The sequence below is a fragment of the Paenibacillus sp. D2_2 genome (assembly GCF_031199965.1).
In the GTDB taxonomy this organism is placed as follows: domain Bacteria; phylum Bacillota; class Bacilli; order Paenibacillales; family Paenibacillaceae; genus Fontibacillus.
On sequence record NZ_CP133605.1, the window covers coordinates 3682017 to 3698622 of the forward strand.

Below are 16606 nucleotides of genomic sequence, written 5' to 3' on the forward strand. Positions count from 1 at the left end.
GCAAAGCCATCATTAATAACCCACTTAGTCCTTGCTACCATGAAATGGAGTCCTGAGAATGAAGGAAACTTATACTTTCAAGCAAAAATACATGCAGTTCCTGCATATTCTTATCCCGATTCTAGTCACACAAATTACAATGTCATTAATGACTTTCTTCGATACCATTATGTCCGGACATGCCAGCCCGGCCGATCTGGCAGGAACCGCCATTGGCGCAAGTCTCTGGGTTCCAATCCAAACTGGATTGAGCGGTGTATTAATGGGGATCACCCCTATCGTATCCCAGCTTATCGGGGGAGGTAAGCAAGACAAGGTCGGTTATAATGTCATGCAGGCCTTATGGCTTGCCGCTGCGGTCGGAATCATAGTACTCATAGCCGGGGGATTCCTAATTTCCCCTATATTGAATAGAATGGGATTAGAGCCCAAAGTGCATCATGTTGCATTTTATTATCTCGTATCGATATCAACAGGTATCCTGCCCTTATTCGGATACATCGTCATCCGTTCTTTTATCGATGCCTTGGGACAAACCCGGGTATCCATGGTCATTTCCTTGATCTCCCTGCCCTTGAATATCGGTGCTGGATATTTGCTGATTTTCGGACGACTTGGTTTCCCAAGACTTGGTGGGATCGGTTCGGGCATTGCCTCTGCCTTTACATATTGGTGCATCTTCCTAATTGCACTCTGGATCGCACATAAGGCGGAGCCGTTCGCTTCGTACCGTATATTCGGCAAGTTTCACCGCATCTCACTAGACAAGTGGAAGGAACTGATGAAGATCGGTGTACCAATCGGTTTCTCGATGTTCTTCGAGACAGCAGTATTCGCTGCGGTCACGTTATTGATGAGCCAGTTCGATACACTGACGATCGCCGCCCATCAGGCGGCCAACAATTTTGCTTCAACCTTGTATATGCTTCCTCTAAGCATCTGTCTAGCACTTACCATCCTGGTTGGCTTCGAGACAGGAGCAGCTCGGCTCAAGGATGCCAAGCAATATGCTATCATCGGAATCAGCACGGCCATCGGTTTATCGCTTGTTACCGCTGCTCTGCTGATGCTGTTCCGTAATGGAGTTGCAGGACTCTATTCCAGCGACAAGGCCGTTATTACACTAATCACACATTTTTTGGTCTATGCTGTTTTCTTCCAGATTTCCGATGCGATCGCTGCACCTACTCAAGGTGCATTGCGTGGCTATAAGGACGTGAACCCGGCATTCTGGATCAGTCTGCTTGCCTTTTGGATCATCGGCCTTCCTTTTGGAATTGTACTAGCCAAATATACAAATCTCGGCCCGTACGGCTACTGGATCGGGCTCATCTCCGGACTTGCTGTCGCTGGCGTGCTGCTGCTTCATCGCCTCTATGTCGTACAACGAAGAATTGCACAACGAATGATTCAGGAAGATCAATAATAAACTCATGAAGGAGTGTTATTTATGCTGAACCCAGGCGACCAAGCCCCAATCTTCCAGGCAGACAGCACACAAGGTGATATCAACCTTGCAGATTTACTTGGACAGAAACCGATTGTTCTCATTTTCTATCCGATGGACGAAACTCCGGGATGTACGAAGCAGCTCTGTGCTGTGCGCGATGCCGAGTCTGAATATGCTGAGAGAGGGCCATCGTGCTTGGCGTGAATTCCGCCTCTAAGGACAGTCACGAGAAATTTGCTGCCAAACAGGGCTATCGCTTCCCGCTCGTTGTTGACGAAGACGGAATGATTCGCCGTCTCTATGGAGTTGGCAAATCGCTCGGCTTCCTGACTCAGCAGCGGACCGTATTCATCATCGACCTTGAGGGCAGGATCGCCTTCGCTGAGAAGGGCCTGCCCTCCACGGAGGATATTCTGGCCGCTATCGATAAGTTGCACTAATAACGATTATGTTTCGTTAGAAGTGGAAATAAGAAAACACGAGATTCCTTATAAGGAATCTCGTGTTTTTAATGGAGTGCTATAGAAGCCTCTATAATAGTTGAAATAAATCAGAAACTTATTGAGACAAACGGGAAGCCAATTCGTACATTTTCATATCAAACGGCTTCTTGGTAGCTACAACTGTCTCGATATCTGTTAATACCATCTCTCCGCCGATCATGCCGCAAGCCTTGTTCGACTCACCAGCGATCAAGCTACGTACAGCGAAATCACCAAGTCTGCTCGCCAGGTTACGGTCGAACGGAGTAGGGCATCCGCCGCGCTGGATATGTCCAAGTACCGTTGCACGTGGCTCCAACGAAGGTTGACGTTTCTTAATCGCTTCAACCACTTCTTCGCCTTTACCCACACCTTCAGCAACGATAACGATACTATGTCTCTTACCCTTATCAAAGTTCTGTCTCATACGGTCAGCTACTTCATCCAGATCAAACGGTACTTCCGGAACTAGGATCGTCTCCGCTCCGGAAGCCAGACCGGAATAGAGAGCGATGTCACCGGAATGACGGCCCATAACCTCAACTACAGAAGCACGTTCATGGGAAGACATCGTGTCACGCAGTTTATTGACAGCATCTACAACAATCCCTACCGCAGTATCGAAACCGATCGTATAGTCAGTGAATGAAATGTCATTATCGATCGTACCTGGCAACCCCATCGTCTTGATTCCCAGCTTGCTCAGCTTCTCAGCACCTTGATAGGAGCCGTCGCCACCGATAACAACCAGACCGTCGATTCCGCGGTCACGCAAAATTTGCGCACCTTTTTGTTGACCTTCAGGCGTTCTGAATTCCAGACAACGTGCGGATTGAAGAATGGTTCCCCGCGTTGAATAATGTCGCCTACGCTGCGAATATCCATGGAGAAGATATCGTCATTCAAGAGACCTTGATATCCTCTTTGAACTCCGAATACTTCCAAGCCATAAAACAATCCACTACGTACAACGGCACGTACTGCCGCGTTCATGCCCTGGGAATCTCCACCACTGGTAAGGACTGCGATTTTTTTAACTGCTGACATGATGATTTCCTCCTAATAGTTAATAAAGCTTTAATGTAGAAATTATAAAGGTAGTTCAAAAAGTCCGATTTTGATCACGAAGTGAATCAAGAAGTAACTCGGCTTCGAATCTTGAATTCAGGCCGGGTCTAAGCAGATGCTTACGAAGTCATGTTTCCCACGGAAACATCTCAGGTGCTTACGTACAAACTACGTACGCTCCGCTCCTCAGACCCTAGCTTCATCCAACCTTCTCGGTGCTGAAAACCGTTCTTTTTGAACACTCAATTACAGGCGTTTGCGGATCCACTTACTGTTGGCGAAGAAGAATAGCCTCATCAATGGGCTCCTTTTCATCAAACGCTTTGAAACATCATAAATTTCCTGCTGCTGGCTTACCTTAGGGTCTGATAAATACAGTGCCAGCAATCCCTCGATAATCATTCTGTGAAATGACGATGCAGGAAGCTTCTTAATGTCATGGCGGGCGCCTTCTACAATATAGGCAATCCGCTCAAGCATCAGTTCCTTACTATCGTAGTAACTGCAGAAATTCAGATCCCCGCCAATCTCATCTTCTTCCTGATCAATCAAATAATCAAGCATAATATGTAGACCACAGACATGCGGGAAATAAGCATCGCGAATCGTCTCGGCGCTGCCTTGATCTAAATCTTCGTTACTTGCTGCTAGAAAAAGCATAAATACCCCTAATGTCGATCCAGTGGCTGCAGCGAATTCATTCCACTGTAAATGGGGGGTACGTTCTTTGTGTTGATCCCACCACTGGATAAGGGCATCCTCACGAAGACTCGGTTTGATATGCTTATAAACCTGAAGATCAGTATACAACCCAACAAGATCCTGGATATATGGCTTAGCCATATTATAGCCCGGTAATAAAGCGATATTATTCCGGCAAGTCTGGACAAGCTGGTGCAAATAACCTCCATCATCCTTCTCTTCACGCAAGGCATAATAATCTTCAAGCTCTGCCTGCGGATTCACTGCGTCCAGCATGCTTTGATGCAATAAACGAAAATCATCAGCATTCATTGAAGTACTTCGATCACATAAATTATCTAAATAATCGCTGATCGTTTGAAAAGCAACAATCAATGGAATTAAAATATGTCGTTTCGGCAAATTCGCCGCTGCATATACTGCCCCACCCTGACAATGGAACTCCTTTGTCTGAATGCTGGCCAGCGCCTGCTTTCTCAGCTCTGGATCAGGAATCTCCCCTGCGACCTTCCTCCAACCTTCTAATTCCTTACGCACATCCGGAAGTATGAACTTATACACCCGGCTCATCAGCCTTAATGGCTCGCGCGGGAACTGGTTACGGTCCTGCTCAAGTTCAATCAATGGCCTGCCTCCACAACGTTGATAGATCTAACACGGTCCATATGCATACTGAAAACCATACTAATTATAATATGTTCCATCTTATTGTACAAATAAACTAAATCACATACTTAAACTTTTATATAAATTTCGTGCTATACCAAGAAATTAGCAATCACAGACTCGATTCGTATATTCATATGTGTTCAAAAGCCACTACCATACAATGTCACGTAGTTCACTGTGAGCTTGGCGTGGTCTGTTGCTAGTTTTTTTTATTCTAGCTATGATGAACAAAACAGCCCCGTATTTGCTTCGAATCGTAGGTTAAAATGGATACTGTAGAAAACCCATTTCAGAGCTACAAAGCAAAAGGAGGCTGTCATTAATGCAGTTTACCACAAAATACGTCGGTTTAGATGTATCAAAAGAAAAAATTTCCGTTGCCATTGCAGATGAGGGACGAGAATTGCCACGTTACTACGGAACTATAGCGCATACCCCTGCCGCTCTTCGGAAACTTATCAAGGAATTAGGTCCTGCAAATTCCTTAGCATTCTGTTACGAAGCTGGTCCGACTGGATACGAAACACACCGCTGGATCGAATCTATGGGAGCAAGTTGTACCGTGATTGCCCCTTCCCTTATGCCCAAACGGCCTGGCGACCATGTAAAAACGGACCGCCGGGATGCGGAGCAACTCGCTCGTCTTTTCCGAGCAGGTGAGTTGACCGCGGTTCATATACCATCGCGAGATGACGAAGCATTGCGGGATTTAGTTCGTTCCCGTGAAGCAGCCAAGGAAGATGCGCACCGCGCTCGTCAACGGATCCTTAAGTTTCTCCTGCGCCATCAAGTTCATCCACCGGATACCATCAAACGTCGTTGGACAAAGAAATATCGCGCTTGGCTGGCTTCATTGTCATTCGAACATGAAGCGATGCAGGTCGTGTTTACCGAAATGATTCATGCGCTCGAGGAAGTTGAACAACGCATGGGCCGTTTAGAAGATGCGCTTCTTAGGCAAGCCACAACGGGGGCAAAGGCGGTTGTGATTCAGACCCTTCAATCCTTGCGCGGTGTTGCGCGTCTTACGGCGATTACCATTGCTGCGGAGATTGGCACGTTCGCGCGGTTTCGCTCGCCTGCTCAGCTCATGGCCTACTTAGGTCTAGTTCCTCGTGAGCATTCGTCAGGTCAAAGTACACGACGAGGTTCTATGACCAAGGCCGGTAACAGCCATTTGCGTCGAACGTTAGTGGAGTCAGCATGGAGCTACCGTCATCGACCTACTGTAAAAGGTGAACTAGCGAACCGCCTAGAAGGATTGCCTCCAGACGTACAACTTTTGTCTTGGAAGGCACAAGAAAGATTGCATACGAAATATCGACATCTTGTTTTTGGAAAAAGCAAACCTAAAAACGTAGCTATTGGTGCCGTGGCCAGAGAATTAGTCGGGTTTATTTGGGCGGTTGCTCGGATTGCAGAACAACCTCAAAATTCTTATTTGTAAAAAGGGGAAAGGGTATAACCCGGTTCTCTCCACAGAAGTCGTTCATGAGAAAAGAAAAACGGGTATAAGTAACTGCTTTAAACCTATGAAGGATTAACCACCGGAGCATTAGACCCGGGGGCAAACGAAGGTTTAGGAGAGAATTTGCGAGTTTCGTTTGCACTAGGTGACAAACTGAACGTGCGTTTCTAGCTGGCAATCGCTCTCCTTGACGAAGGCATTGAATGTGGTAACCAACCCACGGATAGCAGCGTGCCGACCGTCGCTCGCTTATTTGCTCCCGCGCCTAGTGCTTCGATGGAAATACGATGGTTGACAAAAATGTTCATAGCAACGAAACTACAGATCGTTATTTCCACAAAATAAGCGATAAAATATTTTTAACGAAACACCGTATCGTTATTTCGGGATAATTTCGACTTTCAGCCTTTAATCGGCTCCAATAGCGATACCCAGTTTCGTTAGAATTGGGAACGGCCCTTATTAGCACAAATAGCGATACCTAGTTTCGTTAGAGGTTTTGAACCTTCTCTTAAACTAAAAAATCGGAGGAACCCGACTATAACTAGTCAAGCTCCTCCGCAAATAAACGGAGTTAATACAAAATAACAATTACATTGGAAAAGAGATTTCGGCCAGAGCGGCCACTTGTTGCTACATGGCTTCAGCATGTCTGAAGCCCGAACTCAAATCAATGGCCTTGCTTGGCAGGTAATGAATGCTGCGGATATAGCGGATTGTACGACTCTGCGCCCGCATAATGACCGAATGCGTCTCTGCCTGATCATTGCCGATAAATCGCACCCCGCTCAGAAATTCACGGTACTAACACCGGTTGCCGCGAAGATTACATCCCCAGTACCAACCATGTCCTCCATGTGCAGGACCCGCAACGGATCATCCAGCCCCATCATATGACAGCGCTGCAGCTCGAACGGCCCTTGCGGCAAGAGCCGGCCCTGCATTTCCCCGCCTAGACATTTGAGCGCCGCAGCGGCTAGCACTCCTTCGGGCGCACCTCCAGAGCCCATGTACAGGTCCACTTCATTGTCAGGCAGTGCGGTTGCTATCGCTCCAGCAATATCGCCATGATCGAGCAGCTTCACGCGTACGCCAGCTTGACGCAGACTGTTGATCAATCCTTGATGACGCTCACGGTCGAGCACCATAATTTTAAGCTCGGATAACGCCTTACCCGTAATCTGACTGGCCTTCTGCAAGGTAACATCTACTGGATCTTCAAGACTTAGCTTGCCAGCTAACTGCGGACCACAAGCCAGCTTCTCCATATAAATGTCGGGAGCATGCAGCAGGCTTCCTCTATCCGCAATTGCGATAACAGATTGTGCATTCTCCAGCCCGCGGGCGACAACCTCGGTGCCCTCAGCGGATCAACCGCCACATCTACGGAAGGCCCCTGCTTATTCCCGACTCTCTCACCGATATAGAGCATCGGTGCATCATCCATCTCACCTTCACCGATGACGACTGTCCCATCAATCGATACGGAATCGAACATGGAACGAATAGCTGTGGTAGCAGCCTGATCAGCAGCGTTCTTATCGCCTCGACCGATGAAGCATGCAGAAGATAGAGCCCCCATTTCAGTTACACGTACGATCTCCAAAGCTAATTCCCGTTCCATTTGATTTCCCCCCAGTTAATAACGATCTAATATGATTCCTTCAGTTAATTTCTATCAGTGGTTGTTTAAACACACTATTAATCTTCCAGCGAATCGGGGATATACCCATAATAATTCCCGCCGTCTCTTCAATCGCTTTGTTCGTAATATCAATGACCGGGCAGCCAAGCTTGGCGTACAATGCCATCGCATACTCTGTCTCCTCGCGAATCCGCTCAAGACTAGCATATTGAGAACCCTCAGGCAGCCCTAGCATCCTGAGACGCTCGGAACGAATCTTCAACATATATTCCGGCTTCATAGTTAATCCAATTACCCTGTTGGGCAGCAAACTAAGCAGCTCCTGCGGCGGCCCAACTTCCGGGACAACCGCATAATTAACTACCTTTTACCCCGATGAGCCAGAAAAATACTGAGTGGCGTCTTCGAAGTCCGTGACATTCCAAGCAACACGATATCCGCTTTCAGCATCGCTCCAAGATCACGTCCATCATCGCAGGCGACCGTAAACTCGATCGCCTCCATCCTACGAAAATACTTATCATCAAGCTGATGCAACAGACCCGGCCGCTCCTGCGGAGAATCATCAAAAGTATCGATGAAGGCCTGCATCATCGGCCCCATAATATCGACAATTCTTAGATCCAGCCGGACAGCTTCTTCCCGGATCATCTCTCTCAGCTCGGGTTGAACGAGAGTATAAGCGACGAATCCGTTAAGCGGGGCCGTCTCCTCCATCAGCTTCCGCAGTTCATCCTCGCTTCTTACATTGCCATAACGGCGAATAGTTACGCGCTGATTCTGGAACTGATGTATTACAGCTTGCACGACGGCATCCGCCGTATCCCCGATCGAATCAGAGACAATCGTAACATAATGCGAAGCTTGCTCCATTCTCCTTCTTCCCGGTTTCACCCATTATCCATTGGCTTCTACTTCTAATATAAATTTAATGATCGAGGCTCTGGTCAATCTCCCTACTAAGTCAGGTCCTGTACCTTCCTGCCCCTGCTCACTTTGAACGATAACAGGTAAGCTATCCACTTCATAGAACATCATCTTATGTGCCGCATCGAGCACCGAGTCTTCAGGGGACACAGTGACTACCTTGGACTGTCTGGTCATGACCATACTTACAGGCATTGATGCCGCAGCAGGATTTCCTAACGTTACCTTAAGAAAGTCCTTGCGTGACGCAACTCCAGCTAGCTTGCCATCAGCATCACAGATCATAAGAGTACCTACATCCTGCAAGAACAGAGTCACAACAGCATCTTGAATTGTCGTAGCCTCACGGATAATAATCGGATTACTCTGGATATCCTTGACCTTGGTCTCCTTCAGTAAATACCCTCCTGATAACCGGGCCACAGCCTTCTTACCGGGGAAATACCCTACCTTCGGTTTCGCATCGATATATTCAAGCATGACTAGAATGGAAAGATCACTTCGAATCGTCGGCCTGCTCAAATTCAGACTTTCCGCTATTAGTTCACCGGTGATCGGAGCCCTTTTCTTCACGATATCGATTATTTCTAATTGACGAGATGTCAGTTCAATCACAGGTTCCCTCCATTTCCGAATGCTAACTTTACTTAATATGACACCCTTATTGAAGTATATATATCCTATATAGTAGCTAATCGGATATGTATTTCTAAGAGATGAGTATATAATACACAATATTAATCGAATAATCAATAAATAGTATGTCATATATAAAATATAGGCTTCTAAATTAACAACTTTAGATCAGGTTGAAAAATTACCCGAAAACAAAAAACCACATGAACTTATCCATGTGGTTTCATACAATGTACCTGCCAGTCGATTAATTGCAGGCTGATATAATTATAGACCCTGTATCTGTTCTATAGTCGGCATACCGGCCTGAGCCCCGAAGCGCGTCACAGAGATCGAAGCCGCCTTTACCGCAAAGACAAGTGCTTCATAGAGAGGCATCCCGCTGGCCAGTGAATACCCCAGCGCGGCATTCAGGCAATCTCCGGCCCCCGTTGTATCTACAACCTCGATCTTAGGAGCCGGAACCGTCCTCAACCTTCCGCTCTCCATATAAGAAGCTCCTCTACTGCCACGGGTCAAAATGACCTTGTTGTCGAATCGCTGTTCCCACTCCGCTAGAAGAGAAGACCAGTCCTCATCCGTGAAATCTTCACTCGCCATAGAGCTACCTTTACAGCTTAATTCCAAAAATTCCGTCTCATTAGGCGTTATATAATCGCATAACTCAAGTAGTTCCGCCGTCAGTTGTCGGGCTGGTGCCGGGTTCAGAATCGTACGAACGCCGGAAGACTTCGCTAATGACAACGCGCGATGTACGGATTCAGTCGGAATTTCAAGCTGAACAAGCAGAAGGTCCGCAGTGCGGATCACTTCTTCTTGTCGTTCCACCATTTCCGGCTCCATGAATCCATTCGCTCCGCTGACGATCACAATACAATTATCTTCCCCCGTACGCAGAATCGTTGCGGTTCCGGTTGAAGTCCCCTCTATACGATCAATGGCCTCCGTATTCACTCCGTACTTATCCAGCACCTTCAGAATATCGTCCCCAAAAGGATCTTCGCCCACGGCGCCAACCATATGTGCACTTGCTCCTAGCCTTGCGCAGCCTACCGCTTGGTTCGCCCCTTTGCCACCAGGGATATAATGAATCGAGCTTCCTTCTACCGTCTCACCGATCCGCGGAAGCCTTACTGTAGACACGACCAGATCCATATTCAGGCTGCCTACCACCGCAATTCGCGGATTTTCTGTTTCTTTCATTATCCTTACTCCTTTGATGTTGTTCTCTATATAACGCTATAACCACTCTTATCCGGCAGTATATGCAGCAATTTTGCGGAACAAATCACGGAACACCTCATCACGACGAATATAGTGAACACAGCGGATAAAATGACGGTGCACATTCATGCTCCAACGCATGTCCTCCGACAAATGCGGACTATGTACGATTCCACTCCAGCACCATTCCGGATTGTTGATCCAGGCAATCACCGCAATATCCCAAATCACTCGGGAATAAGCAAAATGATCATCAGTACAGCGTTCATAAGTCTCGTACAGATAATCCCCCAGCTCCCCCTGACCCTTAACATAATCCCGTAGCTCCGAGAGGGAGGTCTGCAGATGAGTAGCTACTCCCAGGCATGGAACAAGCACGAGCGGTACGCCGCAATCCAGAACAAGCCGAGATGCATGCAAATCCTGCTGCAGATTGAATTCACGGGTATCCGGCCAATGTAGCGCGTTCCCGCCAAGCCAGACGACTACGATACGCTCGGCAATCCGCGGTTCCATAGCAAGTGCGGAAGCCACATTTGTGATCGCTCCAATCGCAACCACGTATAGCGGGTCGTTCGGGTCGCTAGCCATCGCACGCGCTATAAGATCATGAGCCGCCTCGCTGTCTACAGGAACATCTAGGCCAGACATATAGGAAGTTGAGCCCCGAAATACCGGTATGTCCTCCCGGCGCATAATGCGCAGGATTTTGAGCAGCTCCTGATAGCTCTTCTCCATCCCATCCGCCTGCCCAGTTGACAATTCATTGAAGAAAGGCGCAGCATAGAATGCTTCTACCTCCATCTTATCTCCCGAGGCAAGCGCATAAGCTACCGCGAATTGGTCATCGATTTCATTATAAGTGTCCGTATCCAGCACCATACGGATTTTACGTCCAGGATGGGCGAGACGCCGAACCATTTCATCTTCTGGTATTACAGGAAAAGTGATCATCCTCTTCAATCCTCCAATTCTGATTCTTTAACCCATTCACTAACATCTACAAAGATCCTTAGTATGCAATTTCATCATACCATGGCAACTCCTTATGCATAGAAGCTCTTCGGCAGAATAAATCCGCCTTATCGAGCACAAACCTGTTCATCAGGCAAAGGGCCAGCGCGCCCGCATAGGCAGCCGCATGCTCATGAGGCAAGAGCCATATTGCCGCCGGAGACTCCGTCTTTTCAACAGCACTGTTCTCAGTCCGAAGCAAGGCAATATCCGCCCATTCACAACAATCGCAGGTCATTTCCTGCATTGAATGCTGAACAAAGACAACCCGTGTTCCCCGCTCCTTAGCATAGCTTACCGCTTTATGCAGCAATGCTTCAGGAACCTGGTCATGCACAAAAAGGATATCGCCCTCGCTAAGGCGGTGATATAGCGATTGCAATCGTCTGATCGTCAGCCCGCCTTGTTCCCAGGCCTCCTGTATGAACACATGATTGTCCTTCAAGCGACGCCGAACAACCTCACCCGCCAGTCCTATGAAGTTCGCATCCGCCTTCATGCGGGCAGCAGCAATCGCTATATCAGCATCATCCAAAATGTAAATTCTCGACATTAATCAGCCCTCCCTGTTCTGCCTGGGACTAGCTGTATCTCCGTGTAGTGAAGGCGGTATGTCCACAAGAAGTTCTGATCTTTCAATTCCGAGACGGTGACGATGATCGGCAGGCAATCCCCATGGCAGTGCCAACCATAGGCATCCTTGATCAATCCAGCATTATGGTTTCTATAAAATCCGGTATCGCGCTCGTCCACGTTATAGATCGTCGCCCAGCCGCCCTCGTTCCGTTCGAAGTCCTGTCTCGAAATGACGGAGACTCCTGTGTAAGGCGCTATAAAATCCGGCATACGTGTATGATCGAAGGGAGTTCCTTCACGGGTCATGTAGTAGAGATCATGCTTGCGGTCCCACACGATCGAAGGGTTGAATACTGGAGCCGTCTTCTCTTTTACAGTCCGGTTCAAGATCCCTCCGGTATGCATCAGCACCGCCTCTCCGATGAGAGGAACATCCGCTTCCGACAAATCCATATCCCGCCAGAATGTTCGGCTCTTTCGAGTTTGCCTGACATAATCATGAACCGTCTGGGTATAGATCATTCTTACCTTGCCTTTCCCATCAAGGGATAGTAAGGAGGCTTGCCCTGCCCCCAATTGAAGATCTCATCTGAGCCTATGATCGGATTCCGATCATACTTGACATAAGGACCCTCGATATTCTTGGCAAAGGCGATGCCGATCTGATTATGATAGCAGTAGTGGATATCACAGCCCAAATAGACCATCACCCAAGAGTAAGTTTCTCCTTGATAACTATACTCTCCCTTGATCACATCCGGATCACACACATGAATACAGTCCCAGCCCAAACGTGACGGCTCCAGTACGCGGAACTTATCGGAGAAAATCCATTGTCCGTCTTGCAGCTTGCCTTTTCTGCCATAGATATCGTCAATTACTAGTCCCGGCCAGGTATTGGCGCAATAGAACACAACCATCGTATCCTCATCAACCCGGACCGGCGATGGGCAATAATTATAAATTCCATCGTCATCTGGGAACAGTTCCTTGGTCATTTCAGCAGATTGCACTTGGTTACCGTTAGTCACTTGACGTCGCCTCCCTCATCCTCTAGTTCGCCACGAAAATGATTCATTATGAAATTACCCTTTCAATGAACCGACCATAAAACCTGTAACGAAATATCGCTGCAAGAACGGATAAACTGCGAGAATCGGGACGGTGCTGATCATAATGGCTGCCATGCGGACCGTCTGTATACTGATCTGACGCTGTACCTGTGGGGAACGTATTGGCTGTTCGAGACCACGTCCGCTTCGCGAATCATTTTCATCAGTAGTAATTGCAGCGGCATGAGTTCCTTCTTGGTCGTAAAGATCATAGCGTCGAAGAAAGAGTTCCAGTGACCTACCGCGTTCCAGAGCGCAATTGTGGCCAGAACCGGCAGGGAGAGAGGAATGAACAATTTGAGAAAGATCAGAAAATCTCCTGCCCGTCCACAGTCGCCGATTCATGAATCTCTTCCGGGATTTCACGAAAGAAAGAATTGAAGATAATCATATTAAACACAGAGAACAATGTCGGAACGATATACACCCAAAATGAATTGATCAGATGTAGGTTCTTCAGTACCAGGAAATATGGGATCAGTCCACCCCCAAAAAACAAGGTGAACAGGTGAATCCAGTAATAGGGATTACGCCCGATCAAGTTGCGCCGTGACATTGCATAAGACACCATAGCCGTAAAGAGGACGCTAGTGACCGTGCCTATTACCGTACGCATTACGCTTACTGCCAGCCCCGTGTAAAGCCGCTCATCCTTAAGAACAACACTGTAATTAGCCAGACTGAATTCTCTCGTAAAAAGGAATACCCCGCCGCGCATATAATCATTGCCATCATTAAACGACCCGATCAGTACAAAGTAGATAGGATATAGTGTAATCAGGCAGAAAAGGGCCAAGAAGGTATAATTGACAATGTTGAACCAATCCAGTTTTTTTGTAACCATTCTGCAAAACGCTCCTTTTCTCTAGAATATGCCTCTTCCCGCCACCTTCTTGCTGACCAGATGCCCGGAGACGAGCAAGATCAGCGCCACAACGGACTTGAACAAGCCGACAGCTGTCGTGTAGGCATAGCGCATTTGCGTGATCCCTATTTTATAGACGAACGTATCGATGACTTCGCTGCGCTCCAAATTAAGCGGAGACTGGAAGATCCAAATCTGATCGAAGGAAGAGTTCAACAGATTGCTGACGGAGAGCAGGAAAAAGACGATGATCGTTCCCATAATGGATGGGATCGTAATATGCCAGATGCGCCGGAATCTTCCTGCTCCGTCCATCGTTGCCGCTTCGTACAGTGTTGGATCAATCGAGGTGATCGCCGCTAGGTAAATAATCGAGCCCCAGCCGAGTCCCTTGATCAGGGAGGTGATAATTATCAGCGGCCAGAATGCCGTCGGCTCACTCAATAGAGATACCGGCTCGCTGATGATTCCAAGCTTCATGAGCAAAGGAACCATTACGCCAGATTCTACCGATAGCATATTGATCACGATCCCACCGAATACAATCCACGAGATAAAGTGTGGGAAATACGTGATCGATTGAACAAACTTCTTGAACCTTTTATGCGAAACTTCGCTAATCAGTATTGCAAACAGGATCGGTGCTGGAAAGTTGATCAGCAGCTGAAGAACATTTAGCCCGACCGTATTGAATAGAACATCTCTGAACTGATAATCATCTATAAATTCTTTAAAGAACTGCAAGCCCACCCAAGAGGAATCCATAATGCTCTTCATCAGATTGACGGAATAATCCGCATCCTTGAAGGCAATCACGACACCAAACATGGGGGCGTAATTAAATATCAGAACAAATACAATGCCGCATAACGCCATCACCTGTATTTGCCATTGGTGAAGCATTCTGTGGATCAAGCCGTGGTGCACGCCGCTCATATCCGCCGGTTGCTGCATGCCATTCTCCTCCTCTGTCGCTTGCGGATGGGTCCACTGCCGCAGTTCAGAAACCTTACTGCGGCATGAGAACCATTCAGTATTACTTTAAATAAAGAGGCCAAGACCGCTCGATCCCCAGTGCTTTTTTTCCGTTCTGGAACAATTCGTTATTGTACTCATCTAGCTGCTTACGACCCATCTCATTCATCTTCTTCAAGGTCTCTTCATAGATACTTCGCGCTTTATCCTCAGATTCCGCCATGATGATGCGCGGCAATTCTCTCCCCCAATACAGGGAAAGTCGATTGCCGGTTTCCAGCATTTTATCGCGTTCAGGGTGATCGGGATTCGGCTTTCCGGTATAAGCGCTAGTATCATAGCTGTACTCGATCAACGGTTTCTTGATATCTTCGAGATAAATATCAACCGGTTTCTCCGGTTTCGGGAACAAATCCTTGACAGAATACCAATCCATCAATAGATTAAACCCCATTCCCCATTTCTTCTCAGAATTATCCCCTTTAGCTAAAGCATCCTCATATTCCTTGGTCCAGGAGATCGTTCCATCGGCATTGTACGTGTACGTCTCCCCTTCCCAACCGAAATGGACCATATGCTGCCCTTCTTTACTGCTGAGAAAAGCAAGCAGCTTGGCGATCCGTTCATGAGCCTTTGAATCCTTGCCCACCATCGTAGCCAACCAACCAAAACCGCGAATATCCGTCAGTACAGGCGCATCTCCTTGATAATTGCGCAGTGCGAAGGCCTCATACTTGGCATTTTCATCATTGTTGTATAGCGTCCGGTAAGAATCCGTGAAATCCTGAGGAGCTGTCAAGTTAGCGAACACGCGCCCGCTGGCTATCTTCTCATTGATCTGATCGCGCTTATCCGTAAAATTATCTTTGGATATCAGCCCTCTACGGTAAGCATCGTTAAGGAATTTAAGCATTTCCCAATACTGTGGAGTGTAAGTACGGTTAACATAATTCCCAGCCTCGTCCTCATAAGGGATAGCAAAATACTCTGTTAGCCAGTTCACCGAGCTATTCCCGTTCGATGTAAATTCATAGAGCTGCAAAGGTATAATAGATTTGCCGTCATAGGTCTTCACTTCATTCTTGACACGTTCCAGTACATTTAGCAATTTGCCGGCACTAGAAATGTCCGGGTTGCCCAGTTGATCATAGATATCGCTGCGCAGCGTAAATCCGCTATTGGGCTCAAGCTTCTCACCCGGCTCCATCGCAAACCGGGAATACGCGAAGTTAGGAAGAATATATGTTTTTCCATCCGATTCGCTATACCAATTGAATATATCTTCATAAGGTTTGAAATCTGGCGTATATTTCTCGATTAATTCATTCATGGAAATGAGGTATCCGCCCTTGGCCAAGGTTGTCTTGTAATCCTGCCAAGCCTCGACCGTGATCAGATCAGGAATTTCCCCTGTTGCGATCATGGCCGACATTTGCTCTGAGCCGTCACCGGCTGGAGTAATGAAGTTGATATTCAATCCGAAGTGATCGCGAATATACTGCGAGAACTTATCCTTGCCGTAATCCCCAGGATACTTCCACCATGACAAATTGACGTACCAGTCCACATTCATAATATCGTTCTGATCGTACAGCTTCTCACCATTTGCTGCGGCGCTATCATTACCGGCGCCGTTATTGTTTCCTTTACCAGATGAAGCTGCGTTATGGTCGCCGCCATTTCCCGAACAAGCGGACAAGATCAGGGTGAGTGCTAACGAAAGAGCCAGCAGCCCGGCAGTCCATTTTCTCCTTGATATCATGTTTTAGCCCCCTATTTCATTCATGTTGTAT

At 47.4% G+C, this 16606-nt stretch carries 15 protein-coding genes and 4 pseudogenes; 3 read left to right on the forward strand and 16 right to left on the reverse strand.

Annotated features, from left to right (window positions below; genetic code table 11):
- The first annotated feature begins 58 nt into the window (after window positions 1-58).
- Both RE628_RS18655 and RE628_RS18660 read left to right on the forward strand, forming a co-directional pair.
- On the forward strand, window positions 59-1426 hold the full coding sequence (locus RE628_RS18655; RefSeq protein ID WP_309154465.1) for an MATE family efflux transporter: 1368 nt from the start codon (window positions 59-61) through the stop codon (window positions 1424-1426).
- Window positions 1427-1450: 24 nt separating this feature from the next.
- Window positions 1451-1890 (forward strand): annotated as a pseudogene (locus RE628_RS18660) (peroxiredoxin).
- Between the two features lie 118 nt (window positions 1891-2008).
- Here the strand turns inward: RE628_RS18660 and pfkA are convergent.
- Together pfkA and RE628_RS18670 are read right to left on the reverse strand one after the other, a co-directional pair.
- Window positions 2009-2979: pseudogene (pfkA, locus tag RE628_RS18665) on the reverse strand (6-phosphofructokinase).
- A gap of 267 nt (window positions 2980-3246) precedes the next feature.
- A complete protein-coding gene (locus tag RE628_RS18670; RefSeq protein ID WP_309154466.1) occupies window positions 3247-4326 on the reverse strand; it encodes a tetraprenyl-beta-curcumene synthase family protein in 1080 nt (359 codons plus the stop codon).
- A 367-nt stretch (window positions 4327-4693) separates the two neighbouring features.
- On the opposite strand from RE628_RS18670, the gene RE628_RS18675 reads away from it, so the two are divergent.
- On the forward strand, window positions 4694-5818 hold the full coding sequence (locus tag RE628_RS18675; protein WP_309154467.1) for an IS110 family RNA-guided transposase: 1125 nt from the start codon (window positions 4694-4696) through the stop codon (window positions 5816-5818).
- 188 nt (window positions 5819-6006) lie between these two features.
- On the opposite strand, the gene RE628_RS18680 is transcribed toward RE628_RS18675, so the two are convergent.
- The 14 genes and pseudogenes from RE628_RS18680 to RE628_RS18740 form a co-directional block, all read right to left on the reverse strand.
- Window positions 6007-6147, reverse strand: a complete 141-nt coding sequence (locus RE628_RS18680; protein WP_309153938.1) for a hypothetical protein — start codon at window positions 6145-6147, stop codon at window positions 6007-6009.
- Between the two features lie 325 nt (window positions 6148-6472).
- Window positions 6473-6622 carry a hypothetical protein gene (locus RE628_RS29705; protein WP_375142932.1) on the reverse strand — a complete coding sequence of 50 codons (150 nt, stop codon included), beginning with the start codon at window positions 6620-6622 and terminating at the stop codon, window positions 6473-6475.
- A 5-nt stretch (window positions 6623-6627) separates the two neighbouring features.
- Window positions 6628-7463: pseudogene (glpX, locus tag RE628_RS18685) on the reverse strand (class II fructose-bisphosphatase).
- Window positions 7464-7503: 40 nt separating this feature from the next.
- Window positions 7504-8357, reverse strand: a pseudogene (locus tag RE628_RS18690) (pyruvate, water dikinase regulatory protein).
- Between the two features lie 24 nt (window positions 8358-8381).
- Window positions 8382-9026 carry a helix-turn-helix transcriptional regulator gene (locus tag RE628_RS18695; RefSeq protein ID WP_309154468.1) on the reverse strand — a complete coding sequence of 215 codons (645 nt, stop codon included), beginning with the start codon at window positions 9024-9026 and terminating at the stop codon, window positions 8382-8384.
- A 288-nt stretch (window positions 9027-9314) separates the two neighbouring features.
- Window positions 9315-10250: a ribokinase gene (gene rbsK / locus RE628_RS18700; RefSeq protein WP_309154469.1), complete on the reverse strand. Its 936-nt coding sequence runs from the start codon at window positions 10248-10250 to the stop codon at window positions 9315-9317.
- Between the two features lie 48 nt (window positions 10251-10298).
- A complete protein-coding gene (locus RE628_RS18705; protein ID WP_309154470.1) occupies window positions 10299-11225 on the reverse strand; it encodes a nucleoside hydrolase in 927 nt (308 codons plus the stop codon).
- A 58-nt stretch (window positions 11226-11283) separates the two neighbouring features.
- Entirely contained in the window at window positions 11284-11838 is a 555-nt protein-coding gene (locus tag RE628_RS18710; protein WP_309154471.1) for a hypothetical protein, read from the reverse strand.
- Entirely contained in the window at window positions 11838-12437 is a 600-nt protein-coding gene (locus tag RE628_RS18715; RefSeq protein ID WP_309154472.1) for a hypothetical protein, read from the reverse strand. The genes RE628_RS18710 and RE628_RS18715 overlap by 1 nt, the downstream gene beginning before the upstream one ends.
- Complete coding sequence (locus RE628_RS18720) at window positions 12386-12892, reverse strand: glycoside hydrolase family protein (RefSeq protein ID WP_309154473.1); 507 nt, start codon at window positions 12890-12892, stop codon at window positions 12386-12388. The genes RE628_RS18715 and RE628_RS18720 overlap by 52 nt, the downstream gene beginning before the upstream one ends.
- A gap of 54 nt (window positions 12893-12946) precedes the next feature.
- On the reverse strand, window positions 12947-13318 hold the full coding sequence (locus tag RE628_RS18725; RefSeq protein WP_309154474.1) for a hypothetical protein: 372 nt from the start codon (window positions 13316-13318) through the stop codon (window positions 12947-12949).
- A complete protein-coding gene (locus RE628_RS18730; RefSeq protein WP_309154475.1) occupies window positions 13281-13817 on the reverse strand; it encodes a carbohydrate ABC transporter permease in 537 nt (178 codons plus the stop codon). The genes RE628_RS18725 and RE628_RS18730 overlap by 38 nt, the downstream gene beginning before the upstream one ends.
- 21 nt (window positions 13818-13838) lie before the next feature.
- Window positions 13839-14792: an ABC transporter permease gene (locus tag RE628_RS18735; protein WP_309154476.1), complete on the reverse strand. Its 954-nt coding sequence runs from the start codon at window positions 14790-14792 to the stop codon at window positions 13839-13841.
- A gap of 82 nt (window positions 14793-14874) precedes the next feature.
- Entirely contained in the window at window positions 14875-16575 is a 1701-nt protein-coding gene (locus tag RE628_RS18740) for an extracellular solute-binding protein (protein ID WP_309154477.1), read from the reverse strand.
- Window positions 16576-16606: the final 31 nt, after the last annotated feature.